We start from the raw sequence: 22,443 nt of genomic DNA, 5'->3' as shown, positions 1-22,443 counted from the left end.
TCGCGACTATGGCATGTGGCTTAGCTCTGACGGGGTCTCGGTGCCGGTTCGCGACCACTTCCGGTTGGCGTGGCGTCGTATGGCTGCCATCGCAAGCAAGCGCACTCTCCATATTGGGCTTATTCCTCCCGGCGCCGCGCACGTAAACCCCGTGTATTCGGCTGGACCGTTTTCGGACGCACGATTAATGCTGGGGCAACTTGGAGTTCTAGCAAGTTTGCCTGCTGACTTCTTGATCAAGTCTTCGGGTTCCAGCGAGATTCAGTTTTCACTCCTTGGACAGCTTCCGAGATTCAACCGTGAGAGTCTTCTCGCCGATGCAATCGTCGAACGAGCAGCTCGACTTGTATGTCTGACGGGCACTTACTCAACTTTATGGACTGAAGTTATGGGCTCAGAGTGGTCCCTCGAACAGGCATTAAGGACTGCTGCCATGCGGCGTCAGGCCGAGGTGGAGCTGGATGCCCTAGTTGCAATCGAAGTCGGACTATCCGCTGACGAGCTTTGTGCGATTTACCGCACTCAATTTCCGGTCCTTCATGCCTATGAACGAAATGACCTATTCGACGTCAACGGCCGTAAAGTGCCAGGAGAAGTCAACAAGCAGTATAGGTTGCGCGGCGAGAACCTCACTCGGGAAGACCGGACTTGGACGCACCCGCAAAGTGGCGTCGAGTACGTTTTCGAGTTCCCGTTCCAGGGTTTTGACCGCGAGGAAGACATGCGAAAGGCTCACACGCAGTTCTCGAGCATGCTGGAGGGGAAGTCTTAATGTCTGAGCTCTTGCCCACCACTCAGGCCGGGGATCTGCGCCGGGGGCTCTCCGATTACCTCGCCACCACGTTCGCGCTCACGGACGGCAATGCTCAGTCCGCCATCAAAGACTTCCTCGCGAATCCTGACCGAGGGCTCTTTAAGGGCGCATACGTCCGGCTGCGGCTTCCCTTCGAAACTGCCGAGCATGGCTGGCGAGACTGCTTCGACTGGTACGAGGGATTCGAGCCGTACGGCCACCAGGCCAAGGCCTTCCAGCGGCTCAGCAGCAAAGGCATTGGTGGGGCGCGCCGTCGCCCCGAACCCACGCTGGTTACCACTGGCACAGGCTCGGGAAAGACCGAGGCGTTCCTGTACCCGATCTTGGACCACGTGCTGCGCGCCAAACGGGACGGCATCACCGGCACCAAGGCGCTCATCCTCTACCCGATGAACGCTCTCGCCAACGATCAGGCCAAACGCCTGGCCGAGCTGCTGACCACCTACGCGGAGCTATCCGGGATCACCGCCGGCATCTACACCGGCCAAAAGGACACCAACCGCACCAGGGTCGCCCCGGACGGTCTGATCAATGACCGCGATGTCTTCCATCAGGACCCGCCGGACATTCTACTGACGAACTACAAAATGCTGGATATGCTCCTGCTCCGTCATGCCGACGCGCCGCTCTGGCAGAAGTCTGCGACCAGCCTGCAGTACGTGGTCTTGGACGAATTCCACACCTACGACGGCGCCCAAGGCACAGACGTCGCCATGCTGCTGCGGCGCCTCGGACTGACGCTCAAGAGCTACTGGCCGGACGACCTGACGGACCATCCCCACGGGCTGAGCGAGGAAGACCGGGCCCGTCCGCTCGGCCGGGCCACACCAGTCGCCACATCCGCCACGCTGGGCAGCAAAGGCGACCCGGGCGCCATGCTCCGCTTCGCAGAGACTGTGTTCGGCGAGGTGTTCCCACCAGACTCCGTCGTCACCGAATCCCGGCTCACCCAGCAGGCCTGGTCAGAGCTCGGCAACGGAACCGTTCAGGGCCGGGACCTGCACACCGCCGCCCTCGGCATCACCACCACCAACAACGCCGTCGCGGAACTGCGCGAGGCAGGCGACGGCCCGGAAGCCGTCGTCGGACCCGTCCTGGACGCGCTCTTCGACGAACGCCCCACCGACCTTCTGGACGCGATCCGCACGCACCCGCTGACCGCAGCCCTGCTGAAGCATGCGAGCACCGCGGTTGCACTTTCAGACCTGACGAACGCGATCTTCCCGTCCCATTCACTGCCTGCAGGGGTTCGGCCGGACGCCGCCGAAGAATTTATCTCCCACGTCATCGCACTGCTCAGCCACATCCGCGCCCGCCACGGCAGGGCCGCGGTGACGGTGGAGACGCACCTATGGATCCGCGAGATGTCCCGCGTGGACGCCGCCGTCGACACGTCACCACGCTACCGCTGGGCCGACGACGGAGTGGACCAGTCCCATGACATGTTCCTGCCGGCGCTCTATTGCCGGCACTGCGGACGCTCGGGCTGGGGAGCCGTCCTGGCCCCCACCGGTCTGGACCTGGAACTGGACGACTCCAAGATCCGTGAAGCACGCGTCACAAACAACCCGCGCTTCCGGACCCTCATCTCGGCGGCTGCCGAGGCGGACATCATCGAATTCCGCCAGGACGGCTCGGAGCAGGTGCAGGGCCTGCATTGGCTCCACACTGTCAACCGTGGTCTCTCCACCATGCCTCCGAAAGCGGACAGCGCAGACCTGGCCGAAGGGCGGATCATCCCCGTCCTGATGCTCGCGGGGAAGGACTCGGACGACCAGTCCAAGAAGGACGTCTGCCCATCCTGCCTGGCCAAGGACGGCATCGCCTTCATGGGTAGCGCCATCGCCACCATGCTCTCCGTGAGCATCTCCAACCTGTTCGGCGCCGAGGGCCTGAATGACGAGGAAAAGAAGGCCCTCGTCTTCACCGACAGCGTCCAGGACGCAGCGCACCGGGCCGGCTATGTCCAGTCCCGCTCCCACACCATGACGCTCCGCACCGCCCTACGGCGCGCCCTCGGCGAGCAGCCAGCCACACTTTCGGAACTCGTCGACGCTGCGATTGCCCGCGCGGACACACCGGGGGCGCGGTACCAGCTGATCGCCCCCGAATTCGTGGACCGGCAAAGCTTCCGGCCGTTCTGGGACCCGAAGGCCTCCCCGGCGGAACGCGTCCGGGCCCGGCGCTTCGCGAAACGCCGGCTGCAGTTCGACGCCCTATTGGAGCTTGGTCTTCAGTCCCGGACCGGCCGGACTCTGGAACTCACGGGGTCCCTGGCCGTCGAAACCGACGCCGGCAACCCCACTCGCATGCTCTCCGTGGCCCGGAAGGCCTATGAGTCGGCCCTCCAACAGACCATGGTCGGGGAGAACGCGCCCACGCAGCAGCAGCTGCTGCAGTGGATCCGCGGCACCGTTGAGAGAATTCGTCTCCAGGGCGGCGTCCACCATGAATGGCTCAAAGGCTACATCTCGACCGACGGCAAGCGTTGGCAGATATGGGGCGGGCGGCCCAAGGGTGAGGGCATGCCCGCGTTCCCCTCCGGCCGGCCTGCGCCGGCCTTCCCCCGGATCGGCGCTGCCGCCGCGGCCTCCGACAATCTGGACGGCGTCACGTCCTCGGCGTCCTGGTACGCACGCTGGACCGCCCGCTGCCTCGGCGTTGCCCCGGCAGACGGCAGCTACCTGGCCAAGGCACTCATCACCGCACTCGCCGATGACGGAACACTCGGCAGCTCCAAGACGAACTCAGGCGCCGATGTTTTCTGGCTCGACCCGGAGAAGATCGTGCTCTCTGTCCCGGACGCCGAGGATTTGGCCGCAGGACGCCACACGGTCCAGTGCAAGGTCTGCCAGGCCATCACTCCCGGGAGCCTGACGGTCATCGATCAGCTCGTTGACGGCCCCTGCACTCTGGTCCGCTGCAGCGGGACCCTCCAGCGGCACGCCGCCGACGCCCGCAACTTCTACCGGGACCTCTACTCCTCACGCGAGAGCAAGCGGGTCGTTGCCAGGGAACACACCTCGCTTCTCGATGACGCGACAAGGATTCTTTACGAAACGCAGTTCAAGTCCGGCGCTGACAACCCGCAGGCTCCCAACGTCCTGGTCGCCACTCCCACGCTGGAGATGGGCATCGACATCGGGGACCTCTCCTGCGTCATGCTGGCCTCGCTCCCGACGTCCGTGGCCTCCTACTTGCAACGGGTGGGACGGGCCGGCCGCCTGACCGGCAACTCGCTGGTCCTTGCCTTCGTGCGGGGCCGCGGCGAGCACCTGCCCAAACTCCACGAACCGCTCTCTGTCATCAACGGGGAGGTCCGGCCGCCGGCCACGTACCTGGATGCCGAAGAAATCCTGGGACGCCAGTACGTTGCTCACGTCGCGGACCGCTTCGCCCGGGCTGCGGGCCGTCCGCACCCGGTCGACGCCATCCAGGCCCTCGGGAGCGTCGGGCCGGGATCGTTCATCGGGGATCTGATCGAGGACGCCACAGCGCACGCTCCCGACTATCTGGCAGAGTTCCTGCATCAGTTCGGCGAACGGATTTCCGCGGATAGCGCCGCCCGCCTGACAGCGTGGGCTTCACGGCACGACGACGGCGAGCCCAGCGGCCTCGCCCGTCACCTGGTCCGGGCGGCGGGGGAGTGGAAGGCCGACGTCGACGAACTCGACACCCGCCGCAAGGAAATCGGCAACGCCCTGCCCGAGCTGGAGGCCGCCGCCGCCCTCGCAGAACGGCTGGACGACAAAACCTCCGACGCTCACCAGGCGCTTCGAACCGCCAAGGCCACCCTCAAAATGATCCGGGACCAGCTCAAGCAGCTCCGCGGCCAGTACTGGATTTCGGTCCTGGAGGCCTACGGTGTGCTTCCCAACTACACACTTCTGGACGACTCGGTCAGCCTGGACGTGGGGCTGTCCTGGAAAGACGCCGACACGCAGGAATTCGTCACGGACACCGTCTCCTACAACCGCGGCGCCTCGGTGGCCCTGAGCGAATTCGCGCCCGGCGCCACGTTCTACGCGCAGGGCATGGAAATCCTTATCGACGCCGTGGATCTGGGTCCCCAGCAAAGCCATATCCAAAAATGGCAGGTCTGCCCACAATGCGGCTGGATCAAGACCGACCTCGGCGCCGCCGCGGCTGTGCAGAACTGTCTGCGCTGCGGCACGTCGGCGATCGCGGACATGGGCCAGGTCCTCGACGTCGTGGTCATGAAGAAGGTCTCCGCCGAGGTCCGCCGGGACGAGGCTGCGATCAACGACCGCCGCGACAACCGCGTGCGGGAACGCTTCACGATTGTCGCCGCGGCGGACATCGACCCGCAGCACCTGCAGAAGCGCTGGTTTGTGGAGGGCTACGACTTCGGCGCCGAATACTTCAACCGGGTGGATATCCGATGGCTCAACACCGGACGGACGGCCTCCAACGGCGGGGTGCGGACCATCGCTGGGGACGACGTCCGGACGCCGATGTTCCGGCTGTGCTCTTACTGCGGCCAGCTGGACCAGTCCGCCAAGGAGAACATGCCCACCGAGCACCGGTTCTGGTGCAAATACCGCAAGGCTGCCCAGGAGAGCGTCAAAGAAGTAGTGCTCGCCCGGGAACTGAACACCCAGGGCGTCGTGTTGCACCTGCCCCTGGACGTGACCTACGGCGACGACTTTTCAGTGCCGAGTCTCCAGGCAGCCCTGCTGTTGGGTCTTCAGAAAGTTCTGGGCGGGGCCCCTGACCACCTCGGAGTCCTGCGGATCAACGATCCGGCGCACGGCGGCAATCGAATTGCCCTCATGCTGCACGACAAAGTCCCCGGCGGCACCGGCTACCTGGCCGAGTTCGCCAACGCCGAACGCGTGTGGGAGCTGCTGCACGCTGCGTGGCAAACGGTGCGGGACTGCAGCTGCCGCCTTGAAGACCGCCTGGCGTGCCACCACTGCTTGCTTCCCTTCGCCGAACCGTGGACGGTGGACAAGGTGGCCCGGGCCAGTGCCGAACGCCTGCTGGGCCTGCTGCTGCGCTCCGGTGAGGCCGCCAGCGACAGTGCCGTCCCGCCGTCGTTCACCAACTGGACGGTTACCGAGGACGCGCCCGACGCCGAGACATCGATCGAATCGCTGCTGGAAAAGCGGTTCCGGAAGGCCTGGATGGACCGGCTGAAAGCCGTCGGCGCACACACGAAGGTCACCCCCGGTGCGCTGGCGGACACCATCACTTTCCGGATCCCCGGGCAGCAGTTCCAATGGCAGCTCATCCCACAGGTGGATGTCGCGGGAACCCGTCCCGACTTCCTTCTCAAGGGACCGCCGGACCCGAACTTCCCCGTTCTGGCGATCTACACGGACGGCTTCACCTTCCACGCGTCCCCGGAACACAACAGAATCGCGGACGACGCCACCAAGCGCGACATACTCCGGCACAGCTCTGAGCTATCCGGGGCCGCGGTGCCATGGGCCGTAACGTGGCAGGACGTGGAAGCATTCGAAGCCGGTCCTTCGGCGCCGGTGGTGCTGCCTTCCTGGGCCAACGCCAAGCTCAACGCGCAGCTCATGGCCAACTACCCCGTGAATGCCGCGATCATGGACCTGCTGGGCCGGGACGGGATGACCATGCTCTGGGAATGGGTCAACCGGCCGGATCCCGAGGCATGGACGAACTTCTCGGAGCTGGTGCCCCTCATGCTGATGGCAAAGCGGCCCGAGCCCGGTGACGCCGACGCGATGTACGCGCACGCGGCGGCGCTGTCCCAGGGCACGAAGCCAGCTCTCCCCTCTGGCATCGTCACGGCCTGGACGTACAGCTCCGGAAGCCTGGGGTTCGCGGCTGCCGGATCGCCCAAGAGCCTGTCCACGATCGCCGTCGGCCTGTGCCTAGACGACAGGGCGCAAGTGGTTGGTTCTCCGCCAAATGAGGCATCCTGGCGCGAATGGCTGCGGCTCTCGAACCTCTTGGCGTTCAAGCAGATCGGTCTGACGATCGGGTCGGTGATGTCTCCGGTCAGCTCCGGCGGATCTGTCGAGGAAGAGGCCGCCCGGCTGGAGATGTCCGACGGGCTTAGCCCTGCCTGGCACGAGCTGCTGGAACAGTCCACCGAGTTCGAAAAGACCCTTCTACTGGCTATAGCCAATGCGGACATCAGTGTCCTACCGGAACTCGGGTTCGAGGTGGACGGACTGCCGGTCTCGATCGCCTGGCCGGATTACCGGATCGCCGTCATGTTGGACGGCGATGACGGGCGCGCCGAACTTGAGGCCGCCGGCTGGGTCATCGTCGGAACGGACGTTGACGCTATTCGCGAACTACTGAAGACGAAGGGAGCTTGATATGGCGCTGGTGACATGGATCAAGCAGAAAGACAAGATCGACGGCAGCATGAAGAACAAGGTGTACTCCTTCTTCGAGAAACTCCAGAAGGACGACACCGCGCCCGGGCTCCATATCGAACCCATGCATGCGCCCGCGGACCCCCGGGTGCGGACGGGCCGGATCGACCAAAACTACCGGGCCGTGCTCTTCAAAGTCGCCTTCGACACCATCCCGCACTACTTCTACTACGGCGCCTGGCCGCACGACGAGGCAATCGACATCGCCCGCTCCAGCGTGCTTCAGGTGAACTCGGTCAACGGCGTCCTGGAAGTCATCCGGGCCTCCACGCCCGACGGCGATACGCCTCCTGCCGCGAGTGTCCCTTATGTTGCGGTTTTTCCTGACGCTCCGACTCCGCAGCCCGACGTCGAGTCTCAGGTCCCTGTAGGGGAGACCTTGTCGCGCCGGGAGGAGAATCCCGAAGCCTGGATCAACCCGCTTCTGGGTTGCGGCATGGAGCCGGCTGAATTGGTTTCAGAACTTGGCCTCGCCTCGGATCTTGTGGGCCGGGCATTCGTCGCATCCTCGGACGAGGATCTACTGAACGTCTTGGACGAGGCCCCGGAGTGGCAGGCAACCGCTCTCCTGGAACTGGCCGCCGGCACCTCCGTCCAGGAAGTGCAGGACAAGCTCGCGTTGAGCCGCTACGTGGACGACCCGCAGGCGACAGAAGAGGAGAAGATCCGGAAGTCACTGGAGCATCCGGCCACGAAGATGCAATTTACGTTCGTGGGAGACAACTCCGATGAGCTCAAAAAGGTCATCGAGGGTGGAGACTTCGATTCCTGGCGCACGTTCCTTCATCCAGAACAGCGTGTCTATTCCGAACGTCGCTACAGCGGCTCCTTCCGTCTCTCCGGTGGTGCCGGAACCGGCAAGACGGTGGTCCTACTCCACCGCGCCCGGATGGTGGCCACGGCCGAACCTGCGTCGCGTATTGTCCTGACTACCTACACAACGACCCTTGCCGACTCGCTGGAAAGCGGCTTGTCGAAGCTGGATGCCGATCTTCCCCGGGCGGCAAAGCCAGGAGCTCCCGGCATCCACATTTCCGGTGTGGATTCACTGGTCAGCAAAGTGTTTCGCGGTGCCCAGGAAACCGAGCAGCGCCTCGCCATGAAGGATCTCTTCGGGCTGGAGGTCTCTGCCCCGGGGAAGATTCTGGACGCAGATAGTGCACGCCAGCAATGGGAGTCAGCACTGGTCGACACCGACCATCAGCTGGAACTCGAGCTCGCCAATCCGACATTCCTCCAGCAGGAGTACGAGACAGTGATCCTGCCCAACTTCATCAGTGGCAAGGATGAGTACCTGAAGGTGCCCCGCGCCGGCCGCGGCACAGCCTTGAACCGGGCGAAGCGGCTTGCTGTCTGGAAAGTCGTCGAAGCATACCGCTATTACAACCGGATCGAGATGCATGCCTCGTTCGTGGAGCTGGCGCACCTCGCTGCTCTGGTGCTCCGTCACCGTGCAGACGCCGCTGGAGCACGTCTTGTTGATCACGTACTGATCGATGAAGCCCAGGACCTGCACGCAGGCCACTGGCTGTTTCTCCGGGAGCTGGTAAAGCAGGGACCGGATGATCTTTTCATCGCGGAGGATTCGCATCAGCGCATTTATGGCCAAAAGGTTCCGTTGTCCCGCTTTGGAATTGGAATCGTCGGCCGTTCACGCAGGTTGACGCTCAATTACCGCACCACCCAGCAGAACCTTGCGTACGCCGTCGGACTTCTTAGCGGAGCCCCGGTGACGGACATTGAAGGCGATCAGGAATCAATTAACGGATACACCTCCTCGCGGGTAGGGCCGCGGCCAGAAGAGATAGCTTCGGCTTCGATCGCTGAGGAACTGGACAACCTTGCCGACTACCTGCGGAAGTGGAAGGACGAGGGGGTGCCGCTGGAGACGGTCGGAATCCTGGTCCGCTCCAATTTCCAGATCGGCAAAGTCATCAACGGGCTGAATGAACGTGATCTCGAAGCCAGAACGGCGAGTGTGGCGACCGTGCCCGGTGTGCCGTCAGTCATGACCATGCACCGGTCAAAGGGCATGGAATTCACGCGGGTGGTTCTTTTTGGTATTTCGGACCAGACCCTTCCGGCTTCCTATCAGGTCAAGGGTCTGGCGCCGGCGGAGCGGGCCGACGCTATTCTCCGTGAACGCTCGCTGCTGTACGTCGCGGCAACACGCGCACGCGACGGACTTGTCGTGTCGTGGAGCGGCAAACCGTCGGAGCTGCTTGGTACAAAGTAGGTTCAATATTTACGAATATCAGTGCAACCATTTGGGGGAGTAATGACTGTTAGTTCGGTTGGGAACAAGGCGCGCTGGTGGGACGGCGACGCCTCGCAGCGTTACTGGATGGAACTGGTCACCGTTGACACTTGGGGGAGTGAGCTCATTGCACCCGACACGTCTCGTTACGACTTGATGAAGGACATTCGAATTGGCGATGTCGTTCTCCATTGGGTGGGGAAAAACAATCCCATGGGCTTCAAATCGGGGATGTACGGCGCCTCGATTGTGGCGGGCGAGTTGCAGCCCCGGGCGGGGGACTGGTTCGGTAAGCCTGCCAATACGATTCCCCTCACGAAGTACACCGCCCTGCCTCGGCCCTACCTGCTGACGGACCTTCGGGCGGACCACCAGGAAGACATTCTGGGCGTCAAAAGTGACCTTGAACGCGACTTTTCGGACACGGCTGGCCTCACTATTTACTTTCCGTTCCAGAAGCATCCGACCAGCGGACTCAAACCGAATCAGGGCTATCTCTTCAAGCTGCCCGCGCAAGTAGTCAAAACGGTTTACAGGTTGCTGCCCGACAGTGACTGGGGCGGATTCGACATACCGCTGGTTGCGCCGCCCGTCGGCGGACAGAATGGCGTCAAGCAGCGCTACGCGGGCTTCTGTGCTGACCCGATACTGAAGAAGGCGATCGAGATGCAGGCCGTCCGCCAGGCGATTGCTCACTACGAAACAGCCGGGTACAGCGTCGAAGACGTGGGCGCCTACCGGTCCTACGACTTGCTGGCCAAGCGCGGAGAGGAAGAGCGTCACATCGAAGTTAAGGGTTCTCAGGGCTACGTCCAGAAGGTCATACTGACGCGCAACGAGGTCACGCACGCGAATGACTATGGCCTGACGGACCTGGTTGTGGTGGCGGATATCCAGTGGGAGCGCCACCTCGATGGTTCAATAACCACGGATGACGGGACCATGAGCGTTTACCCTGATTGGCGACCCTCGCCGGAGAACCTGAAGCCACTGAGCTACGAATACTTCCTGGACTAAGACGTGGAGATGTGAGGGTCGGAGGTCCGACCCCCACCGGGCCTCAGTAGGCCTTCTCCGCCAGCTTGTCGGCTAGATCGCCGGGGGAGAAGTCATTGGTGTGGTAGATCGTCCAGCCTTCCTCGGCCAGCCAGTCGTCCCGTTTCTCGTCTCTGTCCTCTAGGACAGCGACGCGTGCGCCTGCCCAGGAGAGGTCGATCTGCCACTGGTTGTCTGGGCCGATGTCAGCGCCCCAATCGCCGGGTTCGACGTCGGCCTCAACAAGCTCGGAAATGAGCTCGCGTAGGCTTGGGCCAGACTCAGCAAAGACAGTTAGCCACGGACTCTGGCGGACACTGTCTGGGACATCGTCGACCACGGCGTCCGCCTGACTATTTGCCGCATTGCCCGACGATTGAATGGGATTCAGCTCAGCCCAGTCTCGGAACCCGAGACCGATCTGCCCATGCACCCCGAACAGAGTTCCGCGGTCGAGGTTCGAATTGAATAGTTCGCAACTGGTTTCCGGGACCAGCACACAGCAGTGACAAGCAGCGAGGTTCCGGGCGTCCGTGCCGGAACCCCGGGATTCAATGCAGACAGGATCAGCAGAGCACCATGACGTCCTGAACAGGCCTTCGTCGAGGGCAGCGCATAGGCGGCCCGGACCGGCCTGGGCCGCGATGCCGCCCAGACTTCCGGCGGAGTCAGAGGACGCCGTGTACAACAGCACGCCGACCTGATCCTCTCCAACGTAAAGGCGTTCCCGAATGGAGGATGCCGGATATCCCGCGTCCAACGAAAGCTGGTCGATGACGATGTGGGAGAGCGTATGAATCAGCGTTTCCACGATGCTGACAGGGACCGGGTCTTGGCCACGTTGTTCGGCTGACCGTTTCGCGTTGTATCGGAGCGTTTTCTGCCTTCCGGCTGCGAAGTCCGTTTCCGCCCACGCCTCGACGTGTTGCCGGTCGAGTGCAATGAACAGACCCTCACCCAGGGTCTCAATTGCTGGCAGCCAGTCCTGACGGTTGTCGTCAGGAAACAGCGGAGATGGCTTGGCCTCCGGGTTGTCTTCGCTTCGGGGGTGCAACCGGCTAAAGCCATACAACGCCCGAACCTCCCGGAGGCGCGTGACTTTTCGAGTGGCCTTGATCCAGTGGTCATGGGACTCGGGCACAGCGACTTTCTCGGCCACGAAGTCTGTATCTGGGCTGTCGCGGCGGCCGTTCATCAGCGCCATGAATTCCTGCTCGCGCAGCTGGTCCTCGGACAGCTCGATCTCGTCACTTCCGTGGAACTGGCGCTTTATTTCTGCGCGGAGCTCGTCGACGGAAAAACGCCCGTCAAAGCTCTCTACGATTCCTTCAAGCACCCAGGTGGAGCCAGGCTCGAGTGCCTGTGGTTTGCTGAGCTGTGAAGCGTTAGCCGTGACAACCTTGGACAGAAACTCGGAATAGGGCGGAATGGAGATTGCCGAACGAACGACGGGAAACCAGACGTTGGACGCACCTCGTTGGACAGTCTTGGGCGGTTTCCCACACTCCCGTTCCCGGTAGCCCCATCCAAGCCATGGGCGGTTGCCCTGGCACTTCATTTCCTTGAGGGCGATTGAGTTGAAAGCGTCCACCATCGTCCTGGACTTGCTGCACGAGCAGCGCACAACCATGTCAGCAAGCGATGACGTGCGTCCCTCGGACGCGAGACTCAGCAAATGCTCGGCATCGTCATTTGGTGAGTAGCCGTGGACCCAGTACGCGTAGGGGAAATCATCGATGTGCCCGTCTTCGCAAGCGATGACAAAACGGGATGGCGTCAGCGGTGCTAGGGACTTGCATAGACCACACTTGGGATCCTCGTATGAGGCCTGCAGCTGTTTCACTGTGCCGATTCGATCGCAATTAGGGCAGACAAGCATCTGAGGAAAGCGCACGACCGGAATCTTTCCCCGTGCGCCGGCCGGTGGTAGCAGCAGCTGGGAAACATTCAGGCTCCGGGCCAGACGAGGTTCGCTGACCGGCTTGAGATGCTTCTGGTCCCATTGATCGATGCTCGTGATCATGAAGCTATTGTTTTCTGCTGGGAAGAGGCTTCCCACGCCGAACGTGGAGATCAGCTGGCTGCGCCGGGCGGCGTATGTCTTCTTAGCCAAGGGAGGCGTCCTTCCTTAGGGGGGCCGGGCGGAGGGTCGTTTCGGCATCTACATCGCGCATGCTCCGCGGCGTGGGCCATGGGATGGTGCTCGTACTGTAGACGAAGTCAGGGTCCTCGAGGGCCTTGCTTGAATCGATAAGTAGTGCTTGCGGGGATTTTTTCGTTGCCTGATACGGCAGGTCAGCGTCGGCAAGAGCAGCCTTCCGCCAGATGTTCAGGAGCCGCTCTAGCTCTTCGCGCGTTGCCTCGGCTTCCTCCGGATCGATGGCTTCCACCCTGTCCCCGATTAGGGACATGATCTGATCGACCACATGGGACTCAACACGTACCGGGCCAGCCACCACTCGGAGTTCCGGGACGAGCATCCGCAGCGACGACACTAGTGTGGCGTGAAGACCGCGGTCGCGGGAACGGGCTGCGAAGGGCGTGGCGCTGGTGGCTTCCACAGCGCGGTAGAGGGCCCCATGGAAGTCGTTGAACGACTCGTAGTGCGATCGGTCCCGAGTCCGGGCGGCGTTGAAGATTGTCACGACCAGACCCGGGTGCTGCCGTCCGACGCGGCTGGTTGCCTGGATATATTCGGCGCTGGATTGAGGCTGGCCCATGACAGCCATGAGGCCCAGCCGGTCCACATCGAGGCCAACGGAGATCATGTTGGTGGCAAGCACCACGTCCTCTGGCGTGAGTCCACTCATCAGACTTTTCTCAAGGGATTTCAGCGCTTCGGGGATCTTGTGGTTTTCGACGCGACTGGTGAGCTCGTTGAGCTGCACTATCTCACGCGACTTTTCCGTCCCTCCACGCCTAGCCAAGAGCGTGAGTCGGGCGCGGACGTCGTCACGGACTTGAAGCAGTGCTGAGCCCAAGACCCGCAGGCTATTGAAGTACCCAACGAGCGTCCAGTAGGGGTCGCGGTCCGTTTCCTCTGCGGCATCGATGACGGCGGCCGAGTGGAGCAGCGAGGCGTAGGTGCGTACCATCAGCGTCGCGTGGCTTGTCCCCGACGCCAGGACGCCGACGTACTGCCGAGTGCCGTACTCATCTGATGGCGCCTTCTCCGCGAAGAATGAGTCGTCCGGGTCGAGCCCGGGTGGAGGGAAAAGGCTTGATCCTCGGTTGAAGACGGAACGAATTTGCTGCTCTGATCTGCGTATGGTAGCCGTAGAGGCAATGATTTTTGGCTTACGATGAGCCGAACCACCAGTGCGATTTATCCCACTTGCCGCCAGATCGACTGCGGTCTCGAAGAGGCCAACGGTCGAGCCCAGCGGCCCGGAGATCAGGTGGAGCTCATCCTGAATGATCAGGTCGGGGCCAATATCGGATGCCGAGTTGCGTCCAAAGAGCGTAGAGACTTCGCCCCTCCAGGACATGCCAGCAAACTTGTCCACGGTTCCGATCACGAGCTCGGGCCGCTCCCGGTAGACATCGGTGTCGATGATGTGGACCGGCAGGCCGTCCACGAACTGGCACTGCTTGTTGGCACAGCTCACGATCATGCGTTCAAAGGGGACCTTGACTATCCGGTAGTCATCGACCGTGAGCCGAGTTCCGCACCAGGGGCAAGCTTCGATCTGTCGAGGGTTTCCCTCAACTACGTCTTCATTTCTTCTCAGCTTGGCGAGATTCGTCTTGGCCGTACCAATGTCGTTCGGCGTCGCGCCACCACCGACCCATAGCCCGATGCCGAACGGCTCATCGCCGATGCGACCTTCGTTCTGCTGCCGAACGGATTCGAGTGAACAGATGAGCATGGCAGCGCGTTCGAACTGCTGGATCGTCAAGAGTCGCAAGGTGTACCGCATGATCACGGCAACGCCGCGTACGGTGGTGTCCCGTAATCGGCGTAGCAGGAGAAGGTACGCGATCAAACCCAGATATGCCTCGGTCTTACCTCCGCCGGTGGGAAACCACAACAAGTCGGCAATGTCGCGTTCAGGATGCTGATCGCCGGTGACGGATGGCAGGTTGATGAGGATGAATGCAATCTGGAAGGGACGCCAGGCCTGTTCGCCAAGGGCAAACTCGTCTTTTGCGCCCTTGCGGACCCAGTCCTGACGTGAGCGCTGCATGTGCATCGCCTTGTTGGCCAGCTGAAACGCCTCGAAGGCATCGTCGTCGGTTGCCAGAACGCTGATGCCAGCAGCGATCCTTTCGTGCGCTTCAGCGGCCTGATTCATGTGGTCAGTAGCCACTCCCCGAAGGTGCTCTGCGACGTGGGAAGGCCCGTCGGCGGTCATTGAACCGGAAGTGGAATCGATCCACGACGAGTAGTCCTTGGCCAGCTGGGTCAGTTGAGCAACAACCTCTTCCCGAGTGGCGGAACCCAGAAGCGAAAGTGACAGGTTGGCGTTGCATCCTCCTGCCATGGACCGGTGGACGTCTTGCCGGGGGACAAACGTTGTGGCAACGCGCTGGCAGAGGCGATTCTCGACGTCGTTGTCCTCAACTTCAACAGCACAGCCGTGACCGGCGCCGAAAATCATGTGGTTTCGGTACAGCAATTCTGAGGAAGCCAGGTCCGGGTCCCTGGGGAGGTCCAGGCGAAGCTTGGAACGATCAACCAACGCGGGTCGCTCCGTGCGGACGGTCAGACCGGCCTGGAACCAACAGGCAACGTCTTTGTCCTCGGAAGCGCCCGGCTTCGGCTGGGTGTTTCGGAGAACGACGGTCACCGTCACAACGTTGTCCTCCGCCGGGCGGACCAATGCATACAGTTCGAGCGTGCCCCCGTCGAGTAAATGGTGCTGGGGGCCTGGCGAGTGCAGCTCAACGTCGACCGGGCCTAGGTCGGCCGCCTGCCTCTGCCAGTCATACACGTCACGCTTTTTGCTTCCGCTCTGACGGTCGGTTTGCACGGGTGAATACCGGGCTGCGGCCGGTGAAACCTGAAGTGACGACGATAACCGGGTGTCGACGGAGACCGTCATGCCTACGCTGCTGGGGTAGGTCAGCCGCGCGTTCGCCACCGGGCTGTCGACTGAGGCTTCACCGGCCACAGCGGACACGGATTCGGGCTCGTCTGGCGCCTCCACGTAGCTTTCGTCGGCCGCGGGCCACAACACACCGGTGACGTACCGTTCGAGGGGCCGCTCGGTGATCAGCTCGTCCGGAGATACCGGGCCGTACAAATCGGTGACCAAGCGGTCCACCATTTCGCGTCGAAATGCGTATTTGGCGTTCAATATTGACAATGAATTCTCCTAGTCGCGGATCTGGCGGATAAGACCGGTAAGGCGGGGCACGAGCCACATGCCCGATGCCCCGAGGCCCGAGAGCCTTGTTTCTTCCGGGTGCCCGGTGGCGCATTCAATCGAGGTCACCCGCGCGCCGGTGAAGCCCGCGGGCCATTTCCAGTTCCGGCTGTACTTGAAACCGAAGGATTTTTTGAGGTCATATCCGAACGACTGACTCGTTCGACCTAGCAGCCTTCCATCGCCGGTGGTGAGAACGTACCGCGGGACCTCGCCGGGGCCAGGTTCGTCTCCCTGGAGGGTTCCGGACACTATCTCGCCCAGAAGGTCATCGAGGACGAGGTTGTTCTGTACCCCTTGGGCGTCTCCGGTTACCGGGTAGTAGGGGGACACGTCGTCGATGTCCGAATTCGTGAATTCCATGCGGTCCGTGTACGGTCCGTTTTTTCCGTACGCCTTCTCCAGCCAGCGCCCGTTTACTGATTCCATTCGTTTGAGTAGATTCTTTGGAAGCTTGGTGGATATGACCTCTTCGCGGGCACGGCTCAAAGCCACGTATTTCTGCTTCAGCGTGTCCGCGTTTATTTTTGCCGCTGGCGCACCCGATGGCGGCTGGAGGTACAGGACATTCGTGAACTCAAGTCCCTTCGCCCGGTGGACTGTCGAGATTACTAGCGGCGATGCATCATCCACGGTCAGCGTCAGGGGGACGGACCGGCTGCGGAGCCGCTGGCTGAGCTGGGGCACGTTCAGTGAGTCATAGGCCGTGAAATTTCCTTCCGCGGTCTTCAGCGCAAGCCAGCGATCGCTCGCATCATCGCCGTAGAGCGCATGCAGCCTAACCTTGATCTCGCTTGAGCCGTAGGTCCTGTCTTCCAGATCCTTGAAAACCTGGTGCACCCAGGGGGCGACACTCATCTCCTGTGCCCTGCGCCGGATCAGGTGCGGATAACCGCTTTCCCAAAGGAGCTCGCTTGCAACGAGGACTTCGTAATTAGTCGAACAAAGTAGGGCCGTCGTGTCGCCTTCATTCGGGCTGAGCGCCCCGGACTCATTAAGCACGGAGGTGCTGGAAACCTCCCTGCGGAAGTCGTCGAGGAGGCCGTGTGCGGCCTCGCACGCTGGATCGTCGAGTGCTCCCAGGCTGCGGATCTCGTCGCCAACGGAGATGAGGTCGCGCGTGCGCTCCGTTATAGCCCGATAGTGCTTCTTCAGTGTTTGGTGCTCCGCCCCAAACACGTTGACAAGGGTCTCGATAAGCTCTGCCGATGTGAGTTTGGACTCGGATTCATCGAGCTGGAAGTCGTAAATACCTTGCAAAGGATCGCCGAGCACCGTGAAACCAAGGTCGTCGCCGAGAGCGGAGAGCAACGCCAAGACTAGCTCCGCGCGGTCTCCTACGAGGTCCTGAGCTTCGTCCACCAGCACATGCTTCAGGTACGTGATTCGGTCGGGGGTTTCCTCGCCCGCGATGTACTTGGTGGCCTTTCGAATCCGGTCATCGAAGCTGTCGCCCAGAGTCTCCACGTCCATGTCGATCAGAATCTGGGCCGCAAAGGAGTCGAAAGTGCGGATTTGAAGGCCGTCGAGGTCATGGATCCGGGCCCGTTTCCTGACTGCCTCGATGGCAGCGCGGGAAAAGCTCAGGACGAGGATTTCGTCGGCAGGATTCAGGCCATCCTCCACGAGGGTCTTCACACGAGCCAGCAAGACCTCGGTCTTTCCTTGTCCGGCAGCAGCCGTGACGAACATCCTCGCATCCGGCTCGGCTTCCGCCACGTCTCGCTGACTTTCGTCCAGTTCAATCTCGGCGAGCACTACGAACCGTCTTTCCACAGGTGGTCGAGCTGGGTGAACGCCAGTTTGTCGCCGTACTGGTCCAAATTGTCCTTGACGTTGACGATCAGGACCTCTTGGCTTCCCCCGTTGAGCGGTCCGCGGAGCCCGCGGCCGATCATCTGGATGTATTTATTCGGCGAGAACGTAGGCCGGCAGACGTATACCGCGTCGACCTTGGGTGCGTCGAAGCCCTGCGTAAGCACATCGAAGTTGGTCAGTACGCGGATCTTTCCGTTGCGGAAATCTTCGATTATGGAACGTCGGTGGCCCAAGTCTGTTTTTCCCGAGATGGCCGCCGCCGGAATGCCCTCAACGGACAGGACAGCTGCGAGTGCCTCGGCGTGTTCCACTGAAGCGGCGAAGACCAGAGTCGGCCCCTTCGTCTCGGATGCCTTGATATGGTCAAGGATCGCTTCATTGCGCTGCGTGCTGTCCGCTACGTGCTGCAGGTCGATCCGCGCCTCAAGCATTGCACTTTGGGAGTCCTCGTCCGTGGCCGAGCGCATATCTTTCAGCTTGAGCTCAATACCCTTCAGCTCGCGATGCTTGACCTGGGCCAGAACGCCCATGCCCTGGAGATACTCGTGGGCGTTTTCCGCGCTGAACTCATCCGGCTCGATGAGATTACGTCCGAATCGGGCAACAAGTCGCTCAGTCTCCTTCTCGTTCGTGCCCCGATACGGCGTGGCCGAAAGACCAAGCAGTGAGCGGGACTTTTCGGTGAATGAGCGGCCGAACCAGGAAAGAACGGGGGTGTAAGACGTTGCGGTCGCCCCGTGGGCTTCATCAATGATGACAAGATCGGGGTTAGACATCCATTCGTACATGGACCGACGGGTCTGTTGGATGCTGGCGAGCGTTTGAATGGTTGCAACGACTAGGTGAAGTTTGGTTTCCTCTCGGACGGCGCTGTTGCCACCCCACAGCCGGCTCACCGCCATCCGCTCGCCAGGAACTCCTGCCGCTTGCCAGACGTAGGTCCACGTTTCGATGGCCTGCTCGCAGAGTTCTTCGGATTGAGCTATCCAGACGACCAGGCGGTGTTCCTCCTGTGGCGTGACTCTGATATCCCGGATCACCGATTCAACTGCTACGCGAGTCTTGCCAGCGCCCGTGGGCAACTGCACCAGACCGCGGCTGTGCTTGGTGTCCCCGGCAAGGAGGTCAACGATCTTCTTACTGGTTGTTTCCTGGTATTGGTGAAGAGGGTTCAAACCCACCGGTCCAACGAACTCCTCGCGCTCCGGTTTCTTCTTGATGGATTCACCGGCCATTGCGGGGGAAAACCCGAGTTCCCTCACGAACTCCTGGGCTGTACGGCCGCCACGGAACTGCTCTGGTGCTTCGATGCCAGCCTCGGAAAGTGCCGGCTTGAGCACTTTGAGGAGGCTGCTGCCATGCAAATTGCTTACGATCTCGAACAGGCGTTCGTCGGTGAGCTCAAGTTCACGGGCATCCAGCATCTTCATGACCGCGTCTGGAATTAGCTTTCGAAGGGTGTCACGACCAACAAGTTCGGCGATCTTGCCGGCATCCGTCTTTTGCTTGTTGACTCGTCCAATTCGAGCTTGGGCTTCGTCGTCCTTTTTGAGCTGTCGCATTGCCTGCATAACCTGCCCTGACGCGCGTTTACTGCCGAAGGCACCGAGAATGGTTGTGAGCAACGCCTGGTCGCCCTGCGGGGCCCGGTAGTAGAGGACACCATCCTGAAGGTAAGACGCTTTGGGCGTAGCTTCCGAACGCGAGTCGAAGCTGTTTGTGCGCACTTCATCTACGGAAGTGCAGGGAACGCATAGGGTCTGGACGGCAACTTCACTGGCTGTGCGTTTAAGGAACGGAAACTTCAGCTTGATACTTTCGGGTGCCGCCCCATCTATAGGCGTTGCACGGGCTGAGGTATGGAATTCGACCGTGACCGGCTTGAGCCCCCAGTTCTCGGCTAGAGCTTCGTCCAAATCTGGATGACCGGTATATATGACGGGCACGTCCGCTGTATCAACGAGGTAATTCCGGGAATCGAGTTCCGTAGCCAAGATTACATCCGACGTCAGGTAGCGTGTGTTTCGGCCTCCGCTGAGAGGGGTAAGGAGCTCCTTCGGTGGACGCACGTCGAGGACTGCTAGCGCCCCATAAAGTTCATGCAACTGAAGAATGGGCAGACGCTGCTCTGCCAAAGAGAGGACAAAGCTCCACTGGACCTTGCGTGTATCGGTGGGAAGTCCTAACGCCTTAGCTTCTTCATCTCCAGGAAATGGCAAGTAGTCTGTGGGAATCCCATCGATATTGCCCAAGCAGTGCTTGGTGTCTACTAAGCCGAGAGGGGTCTCAAAAGCGCCGTGGTTTTTCACCCACCAAAGATCTGGCCCGTCGATGGTTTCACTGGTCCGGAAGCCGCTGCTGAACTCAACTTTTGTCGGGTACTGCGGCCGGCCCAAAATGGTTCGAGTAACCTTTGCGCGGGTAGCTGCAGACGCATCCGCCAACAGATTCAGGCCGTCTGTAGTCAATGCCTGGCTAAAGCGGATCCCGGCTTCGGAAAGACGGACCGGTCCGTTCCGAGACTCATCTGAAAAGCGGTTTGCCTCCTGCCCTTTCCACAAAAGGTAGGTGCCCCCGGCGCGGACCATCTTCGCGTCTTCAAGTGACGTTCGTGCCCCAAGATTTCTCAGCAGGGCGAGGTCGTGGGCATGGAACTGATCGTCTACAAGGAGGTGCTCATCCCCGATGTTGGTTTGGGGAATCAAGCTACCCGGCAGCCAGACATCACCGAGCGTGCGCCACATGTGATCGCGACAGCGAACAAGAATTTTTGTCGGTTCTGTCCTCTCACTAAGTATGGAGAGACTTTCCGGGACGGACAGCGACCGGGTTAATCTCCAAAGAGATCCGGCCAGCTCCGGATCTCGATAGTCTCCGGCGACGTCGCTCGCGACGCGATTGACGATACCCCTGCCGTCTTGCGCGTGGAGGTCGAGGGCGCGAAGGTAAGCATTCGCATTTCCATGATGCATGAGCTCGTAAGACACAACATTGGCTGACTCGTCGTCAGCCTTCATGGGCAGAAAGACCCTTGAGGTGATTGGCGGTTGGACGCTGCCATCTGACATGAGCACAATCCGGCTTCGTCGCATTGCGAGCCGGTAGTCTGTGTAGGACTTGTCGATCATCGCTGCGATTTGCAGTGCGTTTTCGTAATCCTGGAGCTCTCCACCTGCGACAACTTCTTCCAGCCAGTCCTCAATGGACGCGCGCTTGAAGTTCGCTTCCTTCAATATGCGTATTACCTGTGATTCCCGCCGCAAGGCCGACGAGTGTAGCCAGTGCCGGTCGGCTGGCACCCATGTGTCCCACAGAGCGATGAGTCGAGTGGCTTCTTCAAGTGCAGGTTGTACTTTGATTTCACTGGGGAGCCTGAGTACGCCTGATCTGTCCGGCAGACACGGTGCGAACGGCAGAATCTCAAAAATGGGTTTGTTGATCACGGAGTCGGCCCACGAACTTGACTCCTTGTCACGCGACGGCAGAATGTCGAGAAACAGTGCCGGATCCTCGGGGGTTCTGAGATCGTTCAGGGCGCTGGCCACCATACGAGGAAGCGTACGGGTGAGAATTTCCCGGTTGTAGAGGGTCTCCAGCATGCTGTGCCGGTCTTCGTTCATTTTGAAGGCCGCGTTAACGATGCCGCGAAGCGAAGTCTCGTGCTGAGTCGGGAAGTAGTTCCAGAAGCGACCCATTTTGCGCCGCTGGTTGCCTGTCAACGGCACAGCCCAAGTCACGTCGACATTTTGCCGCGCGACGATGCTTCCTGCTTCGACTGCAGCTTGAGCGCTGACTTCGTGCTTCTGTTTGAATATGAGCCATTCGCTGCTGCTGGCTCCGTCATAAAGGCTGACGCGGCTGCCGTCCCGCGCTGCTGTCCACGTCCAGGAAGAGCCTTGGGCCCGGTCCTCAAACTCAAGGGAACCAATCTTGTCCGAGAAGAGGAGGAACTCCTCGGGAAACTTCTTCATCTCGTCTGAAAGCCAGGTGACGCTGCCACTCAAGGGCAGTTTGACCACCGTGGTGGCCCATTCGAAAAGCTCCGAGAGAATGGCGTCCTTGGCGGCTTCGATGTCGGGGTCCACAGGAGTGGCCAAGCGAAGAATGGGATAGGTGGTCAGGCCCGGGTACAGGTCTTCCAGAAGATTTCGGCTTTGATCTTGGCTCCACGAGACCGAGCCGCTTCGGCTGAAGATGCGGGGTTCCGCAGTTACCTGAATAACCGATTTGAACCCAAGGCCAAACCGGCCGATCTCGTCGTCTCGTTTCTCGGACGAGTGGGACAACATTAGTGTCCTGAAGCCTGCCTCGGTGAAGGGCTGACCTTCGTTTGCGCAGTAGAGGGCGTCTTCCGCTAGGACAACGCGGATGCGGCCGCCTGGTTCCTTGATGGCGTCGGCTGCGTTTTGAACGAGTTCGTTAAGCTGCTTGCGGCCGTAGCCGCCCTGGGAGATGGCCGCCTCGATATTGCTGTGCTCGCGGACAAGATCAGGGCGAGCCCGGTAAGCATTCAGCGCACTCGCGGTTTCTGCAGCTACAAACTGGCTGAGCGACGACGTCGTTCCAGCCCATGAATCTTGAACCACCATTGGTTCCATCCCCCAAACAGACGCTAGTGCTCTCGGCCACCGCCGAAGTCTTCAGATAATATCTACCATCCAAAGGGGCTCTCCTGACTCTTCCGTGGGCGTTTTGAGCGCGCCTTAACGGACGCACGCCGCTTTCCGTCTATAGGTTTCTGACTGTCTAAGGAAAGAAACTTTTAGA

Annotated in this window: 8 protein-coding genes; 4 read left to right on the top strand and 4 right to left on the bottom strand. The window is 61.1% G+C overall.

Going from position 1 to position 22,443, the window contains the following annotated elements; translation table 11 throughout:
• Positions 1–79 precede the first annotated feature (79 nt).
• Genes NG698_RS05680 through NG698_RS05665 form a run of 4 tightly spaced genes read left to right on the top strand, consistent with a single transcriptional unit; the run spans position 80 to position 10,471 of the window.
• Entirely contained in the window at positions 80–772 is a 693-nt protein-coding gene (locus tag NG698_RS05680) for a hypothetical protein (protein WP_252608665.1), read from the top strand.
• The gene (locus tag NG698_RS05675) at positions 772–7,137 is read left to right on the top strand and encodes a DEAD/DEAH box helicase (protein WP_252608662.1); all 6,366 of its coding nucleotides are present in this window, start codon (positions 772–774) and stop codon (positions 7,135–7,137) included. Before NG698_RS05680 ends, NG698_RS05675 begins: the two co-directional genes overlap by 1 nt.
• 1 nt (position 7,138) lies before the next feature.
• A complete protein-coding gene (locus NG698_RS05670; RefSeq protein ID WP_252608658.1) occupies positions 7,139–9,433 on the top strand; it encodes a 3'-5' exonuclease in 2,295 nt (764 codons plus the stop codon).
• A gap of 42 nt (positions 9,434–9,475) precedes the next feature.
• The gene (locus tag NG698_RS05665) at positions 9,476–10,471 is read left to right on the top strand and encodes a protein NO VEIN domain-containing protein (protein WP_252608656.1); all 996 of its coding nucleotides are present in this window, start codon (positions 9,476–9,478) and stop codon (positions 10,469–10,471) included.
• A gap of 43 nt (positions 10,472–10,514) precedes the next feature.
• On the opposite strand, the gene drmB is transcribed toward NG698_RS05665, so the two are convergent.
• Genes drmB through NG698_RS05645 form a run of 4 tightly spaced genes read right to left on the bottom strand, consistent with a single transcriptional unit; the run spans position 10,515 to position 22,265 of the window.
• Positions 10,515–12,602: an MrfA Zn-binding domain-containing protein gene (gene drmB, locus NG698_RS05660; RefSeq protein ID WP_252608655.1), complete on the bottom strand. Its 2,088-nt coding sequence runs from the start codon at positions 12,600–12,602 to the stop codon at positions 10,515–10,517.
• On the bottom strand, positions 12,595–15,798 hold the full coding sequence (locus tag NG698_RS05655) for a helicase-related protein (RefSeq protein WP_252608654.1): 3,204 nt from the start codon (positions 15,796–15,798) through the stop codon (positions 12,595–12,597). Before NG698_RS05655 ends, drmB begins: the two co-directional genes overlap by 8 nt.
• A 9-nt stretch (positions 15,799–15,807) precedes the next feature.
• A complete protein-coding gene (locus NG698_RS05650) occupies positions 15,808–17,616 on the bottom strand; it encodes a UvrD-helicase domain-containing protein (protein WP_252608653.1) in 1,809 nt (602 codons plus the stop codon).
• Positions 17,616–22,265, bottom strand: coding sequence for a DEAD/DEAH box helicase (locus NG698_RS05645; protein WP_252608652.1), 4,650 nt, complete (start codon positions 22,263–22,265; stop codon positions 17,616–17,618). The genes NG698_RS05650 and NG698_RS05645 overlap by 1 nt, the downstream gene beginning before the upstream one ends.
• Positions 22,266–22,443: the final 178 nt, after the last annotated feature.

This window comes from Pseudarthrobacter raffinosi, from assembly GCF_023913735.1.
Taxonomy (GTDB): Bacteria; Actinomycetota; Actinomycetes; order Actinomycetales; family Micrococcaceae; genus Arthrobacter; species Arthrobacter raffinosi.
The sequence above is the reverse complement of the archived record's forward strand: the minus strand, read 5'-3'. Positions and strand labels throughout refer to the sequence as shown.

Bases quoted from the DNA above. Each gene is read 5' to 3' on its own strand.
- NG698_RS05680 (WP_252608665.1), top strand. From the start codon at position 80: ATGGCTGCCATCGCAAGCAAGCGCACTCTCCATATTGGGCTTATTCCT.
- NG698_RS05645 (WP_252608652.1), bottom strand. From the start codon at position 22,265: ATGGTGGTTCAAGATTCATGGGCTGGAACGACGTCGTCGCTCAGCCAG.
- NG698_RS05670 (WP_252608658.1), top strand. From the start codon at position 7,139: ATGGCGCTGGTGACATGGATCAAGCAGAAAGACAAGATCGACGGCAGC.
- NG698_RS05675 (WP_252608662.1), top strand. From the start codon at position 772: ATGTCTGAGCTCTTGCCCACCACTCAGGCCGGGGATCTGCGCCGGGGG.
- NG698_RS05665 (WP_252608656.1), top strand. From the start codon at position 9,476: ATGACTGTTAGTTCGGTTGGGAACAAGGCGCGCTGGTGGGACGGCGAC.